Raw genomic sequence first — 15,767 nt, forward strand, 5'->3', positions numbered from 1 at the left:
GCTCCTTATTTCTTCTGGGCGGCGAAATAACCGGCGATGTCGGCCAGCTGCTCGTCGGTGTAGCCCTTGGCGAGCTGGTGCATGATGGTCGCGGGCCGCTTGCCGGCCTTGAAGTCCAGCAGTTTCTGCAGCAGATCGTCCTTGCCCTGGCCGGCCAGCGAGATGGCACCGGGCTGCGCGCGGCCATCGGTGCCGTGGCAGTTGGCGCAGGCCGCGGCCCACACCTTGATCTGATTGACCTGGGCCTGAGCCCCCATGGCGGCGGCGCAGAGCACGCCCGCCGCCAGCCATTTCATCGTTTTCACCATCGTGGTCTCCTGTGGGGTGTCGAAACGTAAGTGCATCCAAAAATGTAGCAGACAGGCCTTGCGGCGCCTAACTATCCGTAAGTACGCATATTTCGATGGTTCATGCTAGCAGCGGGGCAGGGCCGTGCTCACGGTGTTAACCCTCAGCGGTACGGGTTTATACTAATCCGAATATCAGCAATCACTCATATAGTCCCTCATCCCAGGCGACAGGCCATCGCCCACCCCACAAGGAATCCCACCGTGTCAACAGACCTGAGTGACGTCATCGGGCGCGTTCTGCCCGCCCCGGAAAACCACCTGAGCACCGAGAAGCTGGAGCAGGCGCGCAAGGCGCGCCGCAGCTTCATGGGCAAGGCCCTCGCCATGGGCGCGGGCGCCGTGACCAGCGCCGCCGCCTCCACGCGCGCCCTGGCCGCCGAAGGCGAAGACGCCATCCTCAAGCTGCCCGCGCACAGCACCGGCCTGGGCCAGCCCGTGGCGCAACGCTGGGCTACGGCCTGCCCAGCAAGTGGGAAGGCAACCTGCAGCGCCGCCAGAGCCCGGGCCTCACGCGCGTGCCCCAGGCCTCGGTGAGCTTCACGCCGCTGCAGGGCCTGTTCGGCATCATCACGCCCAGCGGCCTGCACTTCGAGCGCCACCACCAGGGCTGGTGGGACATCGATCCCTCCAAGCACCGCCTGATGGTCAACGGCCTGGTCAAGCGCGAGCGCGTCTTCACCATGGACGACCTGATGCGCCTGCCCAGCGTCTCGCGCATCCACTTCATCGAGTGCGGCGCGAACTCCGCGCCGGAGTGGGGCAACGTGGCGCTGCCCTCGGTGCAGTACACGCACGGCATGGTGAGCTGTTCCGAATTCACCGGTGTGCTGCTCTCCACGCTGCTGGAGATGTGCGGCTACGACAAGAAGAACGGCAAGTACGTGCTGGCCGAAGGCGCCGACGGCTCGTCGATGACGCGCACGATCGACATCGACCGCGCGATGGACGACTGCCTCGTGGCCTGGGCCATGAACGGCGAGATGCTGCGCCCCGAGAACGGCTACCCGCTGCGCCTGGTGGTGCCGGGCATCCAGGGCGTGAGCTGGGTGAAGTACCTGCGCCGCCTGGAGGTGGGGGACCAGAAGTGGGCCACCAAGGACGAGGCGGTGCACTACATCGACCACATGCCCGACGGCACGCACCGCCAGTACACCGGCATCCAGGAGTGCAAGAGCGTGATCACGACGCCCTCGGGCAGCCAGACGCTGCTGGACAAGGGTTACTACAACATCACCGGCCTGGCCTGGTCGGGCCGCGGTGCCGTCAAGCGCGTGGACGTGAGCACCGACGGCGGGCGCAACTGGCGCACCGCGCGGCTGGAAGGCCCGCTGCTGCCCAAGGCGCTGACGCGTTTCAACATCGACTGGGTGTGGGACGGCAAGCCCGCCGTGCTGCAGAGCCGCGCGATCGACAGCACGGGTTACGTGCAGCCCAAGATCAACCAACTGCGCGCCGTGCGCGGCACGCGCTCGATCTACCACCAGAACGCCATCCAGTCATGGCGGGTCGCCGAAAACGGCGAAGTCTCCAACGTCCAGGTGTATTGATATGACGACCCCCCGCCGCGCTTCGCGCGACCCCCTCAAGGGGGCAACACCTGCGGCCCGGCAAAGCCGGTTCCGCGGTATTTCTGGAACTTTCCTCGCTGCGCTCGTCATCGGGTTCTCCGGCCCTGCCGTGGCACAGGGCAAGCCCTGGCACGAGCTGGGCCGCGATGCGACCAAGGCCGAGGTGAAGGCCTGGGACATCGATGTGCGCCCCGACTTCAAGGGCCTGCCCAAGGGCGCGGGCTCGGTGGCGCTGGGCGAGCAGGTGTGGGAGGCGCAGTGCGCGTCCTGCCACGGCAGCTTCGGCGAATCGAACGAGGTGTTCACCCCCATCGTGGGCGGCACCACCAAGGCCGACATCGAGCGCGGCCGCGTGAAGAACCTCGAACCCGGCAGCATCTTCCCGCAGAAGACCACCATGATGAAGGTCGCGACGCTCTCCACGCTGTGGGACTACATCAACCGCGCCATGCCCTGGAACGCGCCCAAGACGCTCAAGACCGACGAGGTCTACGCCGTCACGGCCTACCTGCTGAGCCTGGCCGAGGTGGTGCCGGCCGATTTCACGCTGAACGACCAGAACATCGCCGAGGTGCAGAAGCGCATGCCCAACCGCAACGGCATGGTGTTCCATGAACCGCTGTGGAAGCTCGAAGGCAAGGGCGACGTGAAGAACGTGGCCTGCATGAAGGACTGCCCGGTGGAGTCGACCATCCGCTCCTCGCTGCCCGACTTCGCGCGCGACGCGCACGGCAACATCCAGGAGCAGAACCGCGTGATCGGCCCGGTGCGCGGCGCCGACACCACCAAGCCGCCGCCCAAGGGGCCGGTGGGCAGCGGGCCCGCGCCCGCCGCCGTGGTGGTCGCGGCCGCCCCGGCGGTGAAAGACCCCAAGGCCCTGCTCGGCGCCAACAGCTGCACCGCCTGCCACGGCATGAGCAACAAGATCGTGGGCCCGGGCTTCACCGAGATCCTGGCCAAGCACAAGGGCAAGGCCGACCTCGAGGCCTACCTGATGGGCAAGATCCAGGGCGGCAGTTCGGGCGTGTATGGCGCGGTGCCGATGCCGCCGCAGCCCCAGCTCAGCGAAGCCGACGCGCGCTCGATCGCGCAGTGGATCGTCAACGGCGCGAAGTGAGGGCCATTGGCCGTCGCAGGGGCTGGCCTTCGGGAGCGAAGGTATGCTTCTAAATATTTGCATTTACTCGTAAACCCCATTCCCCCCACGACAAGGAGACCGTACGCTATGTCCATGAAATCGATCCTGCTGTGCCTGGCAGCATCCGGCGCGCTTTGGAGCGCGGGTGCCCACGCCCAGGACGCCGCTGCCGCCAAGGCGCTGGCGACCAAGAGCGCCTGCATGGCCTGCCACGCGGTGGACAAGAAGCTGGTGGGCCCGGCCTTCAAGGACGTGGCCGCCAAGCACAAGGGACAGGCGGGTGCGCTCGACGCCGTGGCGGCGCGCATCAAGTCGGGTGGTTCGGGGGCCTACGGCCCGGTGCCGATGCCCCCACAACCGAATCTGAAGGACGACGAGCTCAAACTGCTTGCCGGCTGGATCCTTGCTGGGGCCCCCCAGTAAACTCACCGCGTTTTTTCATTCTCACCAGGAGCTCCCCATGAACAACTCACGCCGAGTCGCCCTCAAGACCACCGGGGCCTTCGCCACGCTCGTGTCGCTGGGTCTCATCACCCAAAGCCAGGCCCAGGCCGCCGTGGACCGCGCCGGCTTCGAAGTGAAGACCCTGGCCGAGGCGCTCAAGGCCGTGGGCGGCACGCCCGCCAACAGCGACCAGGTCACCGTGGTCGCACCGGACATCGCCGAGAACGGCGCCGTGGTGCCCGTGGGCGCCACCAGCAAGCTGCCCAACACCACCGAGATCTACCTGATCGTCGAGAAGAACCCGATGCCGCTGTCGGCCGGATTCATCATCCCCGCCGGCACCGCCGCCGACGTGCAGACCCGCCTGAAGATGGGCCAGAGCAGCAACGTGATCGCCGTGGTCAAGGCCGATGGCAAGCTCTACTCGGCCACCAAGGAAACCAAGGTCACGCTGGGTGGTTGCGGCGGCTGATCGCCCCCCCCGAACCCCACGTTTCCCCTCGCAACCCATTCACAGATACCCCAGGAGTCCATCATGGCCGATCCGATGCGCATCCGCGCCGCTCTCGCCGGTGACGAAACCACCGTTCGCATCCTCATGTCCCACGTCATGGAGCCCGGCACGCGGCGCGACGCGGCGGGTGCCCTCATCCCCGCCCATTTCATCAAGGAAGTGGAAGCCACGCACAACGGCAAGGTCGTGCTGAGCTCGCTGTTCACCGGCTCGGTGGCGCAGAACCCCTTCCTGTCCTTCAAGTTCAAGGGCGCCGCCAAGGGCGACAAGGTCACGGTGAAGTGGGTCGACACCAAGGGCGACACGCGCACCGACGAAGCTGTCATCGCATAACACCCCCGCCGCGCTTCGCGCGACCCCCTCCAGGGGGCGTCACCAGCGGCCCGGCAAAGCCGGTTCCGCGGTGACTCTGGAAGTGTCGCCCCACCGCCTTTTTTGATAACAACGAGGAGACTCCCCATGAAATTCCAGCTTGCTTCAGCCGCGCTGGTGCTCGGTGGCCTGATGGCTGCTGGCGCCGTGCACGCCCAGGATGCGACCGCCGAAGGCATCGCGAAATACCGGGAAATGCTGCAGGACGGCAACCCCGCCGAACTGTTCGAGATGAAGGGGGAAGAACTCTGGAAACAGAAACGGGGCCCGAAGAACGCATCGCTGGAGCAGTGCGACCTGGGCAAGGGCCCCGGTGTCATCAAGGGCGCCTTCGTCGAAATGCCGCGCTTCTTCAAGGACACCGGCCGCGTGCAGGACCTGGAGACCCGCCTGATCACCTGCATGGAAACCCTGCAGGGCTTCAACGGTGCCGAGATCGCCAAGACGCCGTTCGGCCGCGGCGAGATGGCCAATCTGACGGCCCTGCGCAGCCTACGTGGCGACCGCCTCCAAGGGCATGCGCTTCAACCTGCCGCAATCGCACGCGCAGGAAAAGCTGATGTACGAAGCCGGCAAGCGCATGTTCTTCACGCGCGGCGGCACGCACGACTTCTCGTGCGCCTCCTGCCACGGTGAGAGCGACAAGCGCATCCGCCTGCAGGACCTGCCCAACCTCACCAAGAACCCGGGCGACGGCATCGGCTTCGCAGCCTGGCCGGCCTACCGAGTGTCCAACTCGCAGATGTGGGGCATGCAGCTGCGCCTGAACGACTGTTTCCGCCAGCAGCGCTTCCCCGAGCCCAAGTTCGGCAGCGACGCCACCATTGCACTCGGTGTCTACATGGGCGTGAACGCCAAGACCGCCGAGTCCATCGTGCCCGCCATCAAGCGCTGAACCGGAGACACCGACCATGAACAAAGCCATTGCATTCGCCCTGCTGCCCGTGGCGGCCCTCGCGCTCTCCGCGTGCACCGTGTCGCCTTCTGCCGCCGAGTACGACAAGGCCGCGGCCGACATCATCAAGAACTCCTTCCAGGACCGCGGCATCGCCAAGGTGGACCGCCTGGTGCAGGACGACGCCAACCGCGAGTGCGCGGCCGCCGACGTGGCGGGCAAGACCATCGACCCGGCCGTCGCCAAGGCCATCGAAGCGGCCAACATGAAGACCGTGAAGTGGCCCAGCGACGGCAAGTTCCTCGGCGACTGGAAAGAGGGCGAGAAGATCGCCCAGAGCGGCCGGGGCATGACCTGGACCGACAAGGCCGGCGACGCCAACGGCGGCAACTGCTACAACTGCCACCAGATCAGCAAGGAAGAGATCTCCTTCGGCACCCTGGGCCCGAGCCTGTACAACTACGGCAAGCTGCGCGGCGTCACCGACCCGAACAGCGCCGGTGGCAAGGCCATCGTGGAGTACACCTGGGGCAAGCTCTGGAACTCGCGCGCCTACAACGCCTGCTCGCAGATGCCGCGCGTGGGCCACATGGCCATCCTCAACGAGAAGCAGCTCAAGGACGTGATGGCCCTGCTGCTGGACCCGGCCTCGCCCGTCAACAAGTAGAGCGATCGGCCCCGGCTGCGCACCGCAGCCGGGGCCCTTCAAAAAAATTTCGCTCAAATATCAGTCATCAGTTATCAATCAAGGACAGAGATGAGTTTCAGTCGCCGTGAATTCATGCAGGTGCTCGCCGTGGCCAGTGCCACCGGCATGGCCCTGAACCACCGCGACGTGCTGGCCGCCGCGCCCGGCGCGGGTGAAAAGCTGTACGACGTGCCGACCTTCGGCAACGTGAGCTTCCTGCACTTCACCGACTGCCATGCCCAGCTGCAGCCGATCTACTTCCGCGAGCCCAATGTCAACCTCGGCGTGGCCGAGGCCGTGGGCCGCGCGCCGCACATCGTCGGCGAGAAGCTGCTCAAGCACTTCAACATCAAACCGGGCACCGCGAGCGCGCACGCGTTCTCGTACCTCAACTTCAGCCAGGCCGCGAAGACCTACGGCAAGGTGGGCGGCTTCGCGCACATGGCCAACGCTGATCAAGCAGTTGCGCGCCAGCCGGCCGCACGCGCTGCTGCTCGACGGCGGCGACACCTGGCAGGGCTCGGCCACCTCGCTGTGGACCAACGGCCAGGACATGGTCGACGCCTGCAAGCTGCTGGGCGTGAACATGATGACGCCCCACTGGGAGTTCACCTTCGGCGCCAAGCGCGTGCAGGAGATCGTGGAGAAGGACTTCAAGGGGAACATGGAATTCCTCGCGCAGAACGTCAAGACCACCGACTTCGAAGACCTGGTGTTCAAGCCCTACGCGCTGCGCGAGATGAACGGCGTGCAGGTGGCCGTGATCGGCCAGGCCTTCCCCTACACCCCCATCGCCAACCCGCGCTACATGGTGCCCGACTGGACCTTCGGCATCCAGGACGAGCACATGCAGAAGATGGTGGACGAGGCGCGCGGCAAAGGCGCGCAGGTCGTCGTGGTGCTCTCGCACAACGGCATGGACGTGGACATCAAGATGGCCTCGCGCGTGCGCGGCATCGACGCCATCCTCGGCGGCCACACGCACGACGGCATGCCCGCGCCCACCATCGTGAAGAACGGTGGCGGCCAGACCCTGGTGACCAACGCCGGCTCCAACAGCAAGTTCGTCGGCGTGCTCGACTTCGACGTGCGCGGCGGCAAGGTGCAGGACTTCCGCTACAAGCTGATGCCGGTGTTCTCCAACCTGCTGCCGGCCGACGCCGAGATGCAGGCCTACATCGACAAGGTGCGCGCGCCCTACAAGGACAAGCTCGACGAGAAACTCGCCGTCACCGAAGAGTTGTTGTACCGCCGCGGCAACTTCAACGGCTCGTGGGACCAGGTCATCTGCGACGCGCTGATGCAGAACAAGGGCGCCGACATGGCCTTCTCGCCGGGCGTGCGCTGGGGCACCTCGCTGTTGCCGGGCGACACCATCACCTACGAGCGCATGATGGACCAGATGGCCATGACCTACCCGGCCACCACGCTCAACGAGTTCACCGGCGAGCAGATCAAGACCATCCTCGAAGACGTGGCCGACAACATCTTCAATCCCGACCCCTACTACCAGCAGGGCGGCGATATGGTGCGCGTGGGTGGCATGCAGTACACGGTCTCGCCCAAGGCGGCGATGGGCCAGCGCATCAACAACATGATGCTCAAGGGCAAGCCGATCGAAGCCGACAAGACCTACAAGGTCGCGGGCTGGGCCTCGGTGCAGGAAGGCGCCAAGGGCGAGCCGATCTGGGACGTGGTCTCGGGCTACCTGCGCGACAAGAAGGTCATCAAGGGCGTGAAGATCAACACCCCGCGCATCGTCGGCATGGACGGCAACCCCGGCCAGGCCGCGTAAGCCGACACGACGCACCGCAAGGCAAAAAGCCCTCCGGCCGAAATCGACCGGAGGGCATGAAACCTTGGAAAAGGCAGGAAGTAACGCGAAAGCGGGAAATCAGAAGTCGTGGCGCACGCCGACCGAGTACATGCGGCGGTCGGTCGTGGTGACACCAGCGCCGTTCTCCACGTCGCCGTCGAGGTAGGCGCCGTACACGCGGGTGCGCTTGGACAGCGCGTAGGTCACGCCAGCGGACAGCGCGGAACCCTTGGCGGTCGTGGCACCTGCGGTGTTCTCGGCCTTGCTGTAGGCGTAGCCCACCGAGAAGTCCAGGTTGCCCACGGGGACGTTCACGCCGATGGCGTAGCCATTGGCCCTGGCGCCGTTCTTGATTTCAGCGCGGTTGTAGCCGGCCGAGAGCCGGGCCACGCCGAAGTTGTACGCGCCACCGACGGTGGTGTACTCGCGGTTGTTGGCCTTCTGCTCCTGGTAGCCCACACCCACGTCCAGGTTGCCGGCGCGGTAGCGCAGGTTGAACGCGGTGGTGTCGGCCTTCACGGTCGAGTCTTCGTCCAGACCGTAGCTGGCGCCGAGGCTGAAGCCGCCGAAGGAGGGCGATTCGTAGCGCAGCTGGTTGCTGGCGCGGCTCGAGTAGTCGGCCACACCGGCGGTGTAGGCGATCTTGGTCGGGCTGAATTCCGAGTCCCAGAGGTTGCTGCTGATGCTCAGGTCGCGGATGTCGTCGAACGAGGTGTCGTGACGGCCGAGCTTGAGCGTGCCGAAGCCGCCGCTCAGGCCGACGATGGACATGCGGTCGAACGCGCTGCCGGCGGCTTGCGTGCCGGCGCTGCTGTCAAAGCCTTGCTCCAGACCGAAGATGGCCTTGAGGCCGCCGCCCAGGTCTTCGCTGCCGCGCACGCCCCAGCGGGTGGAGGTCAGGTTGCCGCTGAACATCTGCGTGCTGCTCACGCCGTTGACCTTGTTGGAACCGACCGAGGTGTCGATGCGGCCGTACAGCGTGACGTTGGACTGCGCCAGGGCGGCGCCCGTGGTGGCCAGAACGGCCAGAGCGACGAGGCTCTTCTTCATGTGGATGCTCCGATGAAATTGCACGGGGGACCCGTGGAGGTCCCCTTGCTCCCTGCACCATGCAGGAAGTCCTTCGTATTTCATCGAAGCGCGGCGAAAACTCTGTGACATCGGCCGCCCGCAAGAGGGTTTGCCCCGAGATACAACACATGGCCCTGCGATGTGCCAGGGCTGTCATCACCGCGCCATAAAAAAGAGCAGCAACTAGAATGACCTGCACCATGACACACGACATCATCGTTCTCGGCGCGGGCATGGTTGGCGTGGGCTGCGCGCTGCACCTGCAGGCCCGGGGCCAGTCCGTCGCCTTGCTCGATCGCCGCGCGCCAGGGCTCGAAACGTCCTACGGCAACGCCGGCATCATCCAGCGCGAAGCCATCGCACCCTATGCCTTGCCGCGCGACCTCGGCTTCCTCTTGTCGGGCGCCACCAACCAGCGCGTCGACGTGCGTTACCACGCCAGCGATGCCGCGCGCATGCTGGGCCCGCTGTGGTCCTACTACCGCCACTCGGCGCCCGGCCCCTACCAGCGGATCTCGCGCGAGTACGAGACCCTGATCGCGCTCTCGCTGGACACACACGCGCCGCTGATGCGCGACGCGGGCGCCGAGCATCTCGTGGCGGGGCAGGGCTACCTCATGCTCTACCGCAGCGAGCGCGAACTGCACGAATTCTTCGAGGTGGCCGACGAGCGCGCCCAGGCCGGTGTGCACCACCTCAAGCTCACGGGCGCGGACGTGGCGCGCGAAGAGCCCGCGCTGGTGGGCGAGTTCGCCGGCGCGGTGCGCTGGACCGACCCCGTGGCGCATCCGCAGCCCGGGCGACCTGGTGCAGGCCTATGCGCGCCTGTTCGAACAACGCGGTGGCGCGGTGCACCTGGGCGACGCCCTGGGCCTGCGCCAGAGCGGCTCGGGCGGCTGGCAGGTGGACACGGCCGACGGGCGCACGCTCTCGGCGCCGCAGGTGGTGGTGGCGCTGGGCCCGTGGACCCTGCAACTGACCTCGCGCTTCGGCTACACCGCGCCCATGATTCCCAAGCGCGGCTACCACATGCACTACGCGCGCCTGCCGGGCCAGACCCTGAACAGCACCGTCATCGATGCCGAATACGGCTACGTGGTCGCGCCCATGAAGGACGGCCTGCGCCTGACCACCGGCGCCGAACTCGCGAACGCCGATGCGCCGCGCACACCCACGCAGATCGATGCCGCCGAAGCGATCGCGCGCCAGAGCTTCCCGCTCGGCGAGCGCGTGGACCCCGAACCCTGGATGGGCACGCGCCCCTGCATGCCCGACATGAAACCCGTCTTCGGCCCCGTGCCCTCGGTGCCCGGCCTGTGGTGCGCCTTCGGCCATGGGCACCAGGGCTTCACGCTGGGGCCGGTGACGGGGGAACTGCTGGCGGCGATGATGACCGGCGCCACGCCGCGCGTGGACGTGCGGCCGTTTTCGCCGGCCCGGTTCGGCTAGCCGTTCGCGCCTTCAGCGCGCGACCGCCTGCGCGCACTCCACCACCACGCGGCGCAGCCACTCGTTGGCGGGCGCGTGCTGCGTGCGCGGGTGCCACAGCATGCGCACATCGAACAGCGGCAGCTCCAGCGGGATGTCGAACATGTCGATGCGCGCCATCTGCGTCATGCGCCGGGCCAGGCGCACTGGCACGCAGGCCACCATGTCGGAGGTCTCCAGCACGAAGGGCAGGGCCAGGAAGCTGGGCTTGATCATGTGCACGTTGCGGCTCACGCCATGGGGGCGCAAGGCGGCGTCGATCTGTACGTTGTAGATCTGCGCGAGGTCGGGCTCGATGGTCACATGGGGCAGCGCGCAGAAAGCCGCCACATCCAGCGACGCGGTGATCGCGGGGTGCTCGCGCGCGCAGATGGTGACGAAGCGGTCGGCGAACAGGTTGCGGCCCTTGAGGTAGTCGGGCGCGTCGGGGAAGTAGGTGATGGCCAGGTCCAGCTCGCCCGCCGCCATCATTTCGCCGAAGTGTTTCGGGTTGGTCTGCAGCACGTGGATCTTCACGCCGGGCGCCTCCTCGCGCAGCCGGCGCATGACCGAAGGCATCACCAGCAGGTCGATGTAGTCGATGACGATCAGTCGGAAGGTGTGCTGCGCCGTGGCGGGGTCGAACGGCGTGGCGGGCTCCAGCACGCGCTCCATCGCGGCCAGCGCTTCCTGCATCCGGGGCAGCAGGGCCATGGCGCGTTCGGTGGGCACCAGGCCGGTGCCCGCGCGCATCAGCAACTCGTCCTGAAACAGGTCGCGCAATTTGCGCCAGCGACGCGCTCATGGACGACTGGCCCACCTCCAGCCGTTCGGCCGCGCGGGTGACATGGCGCTCCCGCATCAGGGCGTCGAACGCGAGCAGCAGAGGGAGATCGAGGGTCGGCAGCTTCATGGCCAGGGATGGTGCCTGCATTCGCCTGACCGGGTGCGCTCAGGGGCCTAGGGGAAAACCCATGGCCTTCATCGCGGGGGCTGATCGGTGCCATCGGTTTGCGCGATTGCAGCATGCGCAGTCACGCTTTCATACTTCGCCGCGTGTCCCACCCCCAACCGAGAGAGACCCCATGGCACTTCCCCAGATCCGAGTCACGCGCGAAGAGATGCGCAAACGCGTGGCCTACTTCAAGGACTTGAAAGGCTTCGACGGCGGCCTGCCCGACAGCCAGTACCCCAGCGCCATCCGCAAGCTGTACAACGCCGTCGGCTTCCAGCCGCCCAAGGGCAAGGGCGGCCAGGAGGTGGTCTCGCCGCTGGGCGCCGAGGCGGCGGCGAACGCGGCCATCCCCATCAGCGAGGGCTTCAACCTGGGCTTCTGCGAAGCCCGGCCCGGCCACGGCCCGATGATGCACAACCACGACACCAACGAAACCTTCATGCCCCTCACCGGCACCTGGCGCTGCTCCTGGGAGTTGGATGGCCGTGAAGAGCATTTCGACGTCGGCCCCTGGGACGTCATGTCGTTCCCACCCGGCGTCAACCGCCGCTTCGAGAACATCACCCACCACGAGCCCGAGCAATCGCATTTCCTGCTGGTCGTCGTCAGCGGCGACGCCCCCGAGGCGGACTTCTCCGAGCAGGCCAAGTCCACCTTGCGCGAAGCGGGGCTGTACGCGTGAGCCTGGATTTCGCCGCACCGGCCGGCCTGAAGGCGTTCACCCAGGCCTGGCCCCTGCACGCCTTCACCGACCCGCAAGGGCACCGCTGGGGCTTTCGCGACAACCGGCGCGACGCGCCGCCCCTGGTGCTCTTGCCCGGTGCCCTGGGCAACGGCGACGTGGCCTGGCGCATCGCGCAAGCCCTGGACGTCGAGGCCCGGGTGCTGACGGTGCACTACCCCAGCGGCCTGGAACCCGACGCGCTCGCCGATGGCCTCCTGGCCCTGATCGACCACCTGGCGCTCGGGCCCGTGGCGCTGTGGGGCTCCTCGTATGGCGCGTGGTGGGCCCAGGCCTTCGCCCAACGCCACCCCGGCGCGCTGCGCGCGCTGTGGCTGGGCAACACCTTCGTCGACGGGGCCGACGTGACCGCGTCCCCACTGTTCGCGCCCGACTGGCTGACCGCGGCCAGTGGCGACGACGTGGTGGCGCGCTGGCGCGACGGCACCCTGGCCCGCCCCGACAGCGAATTGCGCCAGCTGCAGCTGCACATGCTCCAGCACGGCCTGCCGGCGGAAGACTTCCGCCAGCGGCTGTTGAAGGTGGCGCTGTCGACGCCCCTGCCCGCAGCGCCGACGCCCACGAAGACCGTGCTCTGCGACTGCGAGGACGACGCCATCATCACGCCCGCCGTGCGCGAACGGGTGCGCCAGCGCTACCCCCATGCCCACCGCGTCGTGCTGTCCGCCGGGGGGCACTATCCCCATGTGCAGCAGATCGACGCCTTGCTTCCCCATCTGCGGTCCTGGCTCGCCTGAGCCCTGCCGCCCCATGCCCCCGAACCAGGAAACCCCCATGAGCCCCCAACTCCCCGCAGGCCCGAACCGCCGCCACATCCTCTCCGGCCTCGGCGCCGCCGCCCTGATCGGCGTCGCCCCTCGGCTGCACGCCCAGGGCAAGTGGCCCGAGAAGCCGATCCGCGTGGTCGTGCCCTTCGCCGCCGGCGTCTCGCCCGACGTCGTGGCCCGCATCCTGAGCGAGCCGCTGTCCCGCGCGCTGGGGCAACCCGTCGTCATCGACAACCGCGCGGGCGCGGCCGGCATCATCGGCGCCGACGTGGCGTCCAAGAGCCCGGCCGATGGCTACACCCTGTTCATGACGGTCAACTCCATCATGGGCATCAACCCCAACGTCTACGCCAAGCTGCCCTACGACACCTTCCGCGACTTCGCCCCCGTGACCCAGGTGGCGCTGGTGCCCTATGTGCTCATCACCGGCCCCAACCAGCCCTTCAAGACCCTGCAGGATCTGCTGGCCCAGGCCAAGGCGAAACCCGGTGGCGTGGAGTACGGCTCGCTGGGCGTGGGCTCGGGCCCGCACGTGGTGATGGAGATGATGAACAACATGGCGCAGGTGAGCATGGTCCACATCCCCTACAAGGGCAGCCCGCTGCCCGACGTGATGGCGGGCCAGGTGCCGCTGGCGTTCGAGCCGGCCACTACGGCCGTGCCGCTGGTGCGCTCGGGCAAGGTGCGCGCGCTGGCTGTCACCAGCCCCAAGCGGAGTTCGGCTTTGCCCGAGGTTCCCGCCGTGAGCGAGGTCCTGCCGGGCTACGACGGCGATGGCTGGCAGGGCTTCTACGTGCCCGCGGGCACGCCCAAGGACATCATCGGCCGCCTCAACACCGAGCTCGTGAAGATCCTGCACACGCCCGATGTGCAGAAGAAGCTCGAAGGCCTGGGGCTCGTGGCGATGGGCACCTCGGTGGAGGCGTTCGCCAAGGTCTCGCGCGCCGAATACGACAAGTGGGGCAAGATCGCCAAGGCCAACAACATCCGCGTGGAGTGAGGCCGCCCGGCCGGCCGGCTCAGTCGTCGCCGGTGGCCAGCAGCGAGCGCCAGATCAGCGCGCCCAGCGCGGCGCCCACGATCGGCGCGACCCAGAACAGCCAGAGCTGGTCCAGCGCGATGGCCGGGCCGAACAGCGCCGGGCCGGTGCTGCGCGCCGGGTTGACCGAGGTGTTGGTCACCGGGATCGAGATCAGGTGGATCAAGGTCAGGCACAGGCCGATGGCCAAGCCGCCGAAGCCGGCGGCCGCGCGTTTCGCGGTGGCGCCGAGGATGACGAGCAGGAACACGGCGGTGAGCACGACCTCGGTGATCAGCGCCGCCGTGAGGCCGTAGCCGCCGGGCGAATGCTGGCCATAGCCGTTGGTGGCGAAGCCGCCCACACTGGCGCCCGGCTTGCCCGTGGCGATGAGGTACAACACGCCGGCCGCCACCACGGCGCCCAGCACCTGGGCGATCACATAACCGGGCAGCTCGGCCGCGCGGAAGCGGCCCCCGAGCGCCAGGCCTAGCGAGACCGCCGGATTGAAGTGGCCGCCGGAGATGGGCCCGAAGGCGTAGGCGCCGGTCAGCACCGTGAGGCCGAAAGCCAGCGAGACGCCGGTGAAGCCGATGCCGAGCTGCGGAAAGGCCGCCGCCAGCACCGCGCTGCCGCAGCCGCCCAAGGTCAGCCAGAAGGTCCCCAGAAATTCGGCAGACCACTTCTTCAGATTGCTGTGTTCCATGCTGTCTCCAAGTCGGGTTGTTCGGCCTGTTGCCACAGGGCGTGGGCGGATTCTAGGTCGACTCCGACGGGCGCACGCACGGCCGCGCCGCCCCAAAGAAAAAGCCCGCCATGGATTTCATGGCGGGCTTTCAGCGTTTGTTGGTGCCGGAGAGATGAATCGAACACCCGACCTTCTCATTACGAATGAGCTGCTCTACCGACTGAGCTACACCGGCAACGCCTAAGATTATAGCCCGATGTGGATCAGGCTTCCCGGTGGTAGGCGGTGACGCGCTCGACCTCGTTCTTCGAGCCCAGGATCACGCTGACGCGCTCGTGCAGCTTGCCGGGCACGATGTCCAGGATGCGCTCGCGGCCGTTGGTGGCGGCGCCGCCGGCCTGTTCGATCAGCCAGCTCATGGGGTTGGCCTCGTACATCAGGCGCAGCTTGCCGGGCTTGTTCGGTTCGCGCTTGTCCCAGGGGTACATGAAGATGCCGCCGCGCGTGAGGATGCGGTGCACGTCGGCCACCATGCTGGCGATCCAGCGCATGTTGAAGTCCTTGCCGCGCGGGCCCTCCTGGCCGGCCAGGCACTCGTCCACGTAGCGCTTCACCGGGGCGTCCCAGTGGCGCATGTTGCTCATGTTGATCGCGAATTCCTTGGTGTCGGCCGGGATCTTCACGTTTTCCTGGGTCAGCACGAAGGAGCCCTGCTCGCGGTCGAGGGTGAACATGGCCACGCCGTCGCCCACCGTGAGCACCAGCGTGGTCTGCGGGCCGTACACGCAGTAGCCGGCGGCCACCTGGTGGGCGCCGCTCTGCAGGAAGTCCTGCTCGCTCACGCCGGCGCTGCCGTCGGGCTTCCTGAGCACGCTGAAGATGGTGCCGATGCTGACGTTCACGTCGATGTTGCTGGAGCCGTCCAGGGGATCGAACAGCAGCAGGTACTCGCCCTGCGGGTAGCGGTTGGGCACCACGTAGATGCTGTCCATTTCCTCGCTGGCCATGGCCGCGAGGTGGCCGCCCCATTCGTTGGCCTCGATCAGCACCTCGTTGGCGATGATGTCCAGCTTCTTCTGGACCTCGCCTTGCACGTTCTCGGTGGTCGCCGCGCCGAGCACGCCGCCGAGGTCGCCCTTGTTCACGGCCTGGCTGATGCTCTTGCAGGCGCGCGCCACCACTTCGAGCAGCAGGCGCAGCTGGGAGGGAATCAGGCCGTCGACGCGCTGTTGTTCGACGAGGTAGCGGGTGAGGGAAATGCGTTGGGTCATGTC

At 67.3% G+C, this 15,767-nt stretch carries 13 protein-coding genes, 1 tRNA gene and 5 pseudogenes; 12 read left to right on the forward strand and 7 right to left on the reverse strand.

The window, feature by feature from the left end:
* Positions 1-5: 5 nt before the first annotated feature.
* A complete protein-coding gene (locus tag ACFJI0_RS04695; RefSeq protein WP_382160358.1) occupies positions 6-308 on the reverse strand; it encodes a c-type cytochrome in 303 nt (100 codons plus the stop codon).
* A 243-nt stretch (positions 309-551) separates the two neighbouring features.
* Between ACFJI0_RS04695 and soxC the strand changes: the two are divergent.
* From soxC to soxB, 8 genes and pseudogenes are all read left to right on the forward strand, one after another.
* A pseudogene (soxC, locus tag ACFJI0_RS04700) lies at positions 552-1,897 on the forward strand (sulfite dehydrogenase).
* Between the two features lie 130 nt (positions 1,898-2,027).
* Positions 2,028-3,035, forward strand: a complete 1,008-nt coding sequence (locus ACFJI0_RS04705; RefSeq protein ID WP_382323611.1) for a c-type cytochrome — start codon at positions 2,028-2,030, stop codon at positions 3,033-3,035.
* Between the two features lie 114 nt (positions 3,036-3,149).
* Positions 3,150-3,479 carry a c-type cytochrome gene (locus ACFJI0_RS04710; RefSeq protein WP_291121227.1) on the forward strand — a complete coding sequence of 110 codons (330 nt, stop codon included), beginning with the start codon at positions 3,150-3,152 and terminating at the stop codon, positions 3,477-3,479.
* 37 nt (positions 3,480-3,516) lie between these two features.
* Positions 3,517-3,972: a thiosulfate oxidation carrier protein SoxY gene (soxY, locus tag ACFJI0_RS04715; RefSeq protein ID WP_291121225.1), complete on the forward strand. Its 456-nt coding sequence runs from the start codon at positions 3,517-3,519 to the stop codon at positions 3,970-3,972.
* Between the two features lie 63 nt (positions 3,973-4,035).
* The gene (soxZ, locus tag ACFJI0_RS04720) at positions 4,036-4,347 is read left to right on the forward strand and encodes a thiosulfate oxidation carrier complex protein SoxZ (protein WP_382160349.1); all 312 of its coding nucleotides are present in this window, start codon (positions 4,036-4,038) and stop codon (positions 4,345-4,347) included.
* Positions 4,348-4,473: 126 nt separating this feature from the next.
* Positions 4,474-5,281, forward strand: a pseudogene (gene soxA, locus ACFJI0_RS04725) (sulfur oxidation c-type cytochrome SoxA).
* 16 nt (positions 5,282-5,297) lie between these two features.
* The gene (gene soxX / locus ACFJI0_RS04730) at positions 5,298-5,948 is read left to right on the forward strand and encodes a sulfur oxidation c-type cytochrome SoxX (protein WP_291121222.1); all 651 of its coding nucleotides are present in this window, start codon (positions 5,298-5,300) and stop codon (positions 5,946-5,948) included.
* A 90-nt stretch (positions 5,949-6,038) separates the two neighbouring features.
* Positions 6,039-7,764: pseudogene (gene soxB, locus ACFJI0_RS04735) on the forward strand (thiosulfohydrolase SoxB).
* A 99-nt stretch (positions 7,765-7,863) separates the two neighbouring features.
* On the opposite strand, the gene ACFJI0_RS04740 reads toward soxB, so the two are convergent.
* The gene (locus ACFJI0_RS04740; protein ID WP_382323612.1) at positions 7,864-8,835 is read right to left on the reverse strand and encodes a porin; all 972 of its coding nucleotides are present in this window, start codon (positions 8,833-8,835) and stop codon (positions 7,864-7,866) included.
* Between the two features lie 221 nt (positions 8,836-9,056).
* Here ACFJI0_RS04740 and ACFJI0_RS04745 point away from each other — a divergent pair.
* Positions 9,057-10,305 (forward strand): annotated as a pseudogene (locus ACFJI0_RS04745) (NAD(P)/FAD-dependent oxidoreductase).
* A 12-nt stretch (positions 10,306-10,317) separates the two neighbouring features.
* Here the strand turns inward: ACFJI0_RS04745 and ACFJI0_RS04750 are convergent.
* Positions 10,318-11,106 (reverse strand): LysR substrate-binding domain-containing protein, encoded by a 789-nt coding sequence (locus tag ACFJI0_RS04750; RefSeq protein WP_382323613.1) that lies wholly within the window; start codon positions 11,104-11,106, stop codon positions 10,318-10,320.
* Between the two features lie 46 nt (positions 11,107-11,152).
* A pseudogene (locus ACFJI0_RS04755) lies at positions 11,153-11,257 on the reverse strand (hypothetical protein); the annotation flags it as partial.
* Between the two features lie 151 nt (positions 11,258-11,408).
* Here ACFJI0_RS04755 and ACFJI0_RS04760 point away from each other — a divergent pair.
* From ACFJI0_RS04760 to ACFJI0_RS04770, 3 genes are read left to right on the forward strand one after another with little or no spacing between them, the layout of a single operon-like run.
* Positions 11,409-11,960, forward strand: coding sequence for a cupin domain-containing protein (locus tag ACFJI0_RS04760; RefSeq protein WP_382323614.1), 552 nt, complete (start codon positions 11,409-11,411; stop codon positions 11,958-11,960).
* Positions 11,957-12,757 carry an alpha/beta fold hydrolase gene (locus ACFJI0_RS04765; protein WP_382323615.1) on the forward strand — a complete coding sequence of 267 codons (801 nt, stop codon included), beginning with the start codon at positions 11,957-11,959 and terminating at the stop codon, positions 12,755-12,757. Before ACFJI0_RS04760 ends, ACFJI0_RS04765 begins: the two co-directional genes overlap by 4 nt.
* Positions 12,758-12,794: 37 nt before the next feature.
* Entirely contained in the window at positions 12,795-13,787 is a 993-nt protein-coding gene (locus tag ACFJI0_RS04770) for a Bug family tripartite tricarboxylate transporter substrate binding protein (RefSeq protein ID WP_382160327.1), read from the forward strand.
* Positions 13,788-13,806: 19 nt separating this feature from the next.
* On the opposite strand, the gene aqpZ is transcribed toward ACFJI0_RS04770, so the two are convergent.
* The 3 genes from aqpZ to ACFJI0_RS04785 all read right to left on the reverse strand — a co-directional run bounded on the left by aqpZ (position 13,807) and on the right by ACFJI0_RS04785 (position 15,764).
* Complete coding sequence (gene aqpZ, locus ACFJI0_RS04775; RefSeq protein ID WP_382323616.1) at positions 13,807-14,511, reverse strand: aquaporin Z; 705 nt, start codon at positions 14,509-14,511, stop codon at positions 13,807-13,809.
* Positions 14,512-14,652: 141 nt separating this feature from the next.
* A tRNA-Thr gene (locus tag ACFJI0_RS04780) sits at positions 14,653-14,728 on the reverse strand.
* Between the two features lie 28 nt (positions 14,729-14,756).
* Positions 14,757-15,764, reverse strand: a complete 1,008-nt coding sequence (locus ACFJI0_RS04785; protein WP_382323617.1) for a class 1 fructose-bisphosphatase — start codon at positions 15,762-15,764, stop codon at positions 14,757-14,759.
* Between the last annotated feature and the right edge of the window lie 3 nt (positions 15,765-15,767).

It is taken from the genome of Hydrogenophaga sp. UC242_53, from assembly GCF_042696965.1.
Taxonomy (GTDB): domain Bacteria; phylum Pseudomonadota; class Gammaproteobacteria; order Burkholderiales; family Burkholderiaceae_C; genus Hydrogenophaga.

Bases quoted from the DNA above. Each gene is read 5' to 3' on its own strand.
- soxZ (WP_382160349.1), top strand. From the start codon at position 4,036: ATGGCCGATCCGATGCGCATCCGCGCCGCTCTCGCCGGTGACGAAACC.
- ACFJI0_RS04770 (WP_382160327.1), top strand. From the start codon at position 12,795: ATGAGCCCCCAACTCCCCGCAGGCCCGAACCGCCGCCACATCCTCTCC.
- aqpZ (WP_382323616.1), bottom strand. From the start codon at position 14,511: ATGGAACACAGCAATCTGAAGAAGTGGTCTGCCGAATTTCTGGGGACC.
- ACFJI0_RS04695 (WP_382160358.1), bottom strand. From the start codon at position 308: ATGGTGAAAACGATGAAATGGCTGGCGGCGGGCGTGCTCTGCGCCGCC.
- ACFJI0_RS04740 (WP_382323612.1), bottom strand. From the start codon at position 8,835: ATGAAGAAGAGCCTCGTCGCTCTGGCCGTTCTGGCCACCACGGGCGCC.
- ACFJI0_RS04710 (WP_291121227.1), top strand. From the start codon at position 3,150: ATGAAATCGATCCTGCTGTGCCTGGCAGCATCCGGCGCGCTTTGGAGC.
- ACFJI0_RS04785 (WP_382323617.1), bottom strand. From the start codon at position 15,764: ATGACCCAACGCATTTCCCTCACCCGCTACCTCGTCGAACAACAGCGC.
- ACFJI0_RS04760 (WP_382323614.1), top strand. From the start codon at position 11,409: ATGGCACTTCCCCAGATCCGAGTCACGCGCGAAGAGATGCGCAAACGC.
- soxY (WP_291121225.1), top strand. From the start codon at position 3,517: ATGAACAACTCACGCCGAGTCGCCCTCAAGACCACCGGGGCCTTCGCC.
- soxX (WP_291121222.1), top strand. From the start codon at position 5,298: ATGAACAAAGCCATTGCATTCGCCCTGCTGCCCGTGGCGGCCCTCGCG.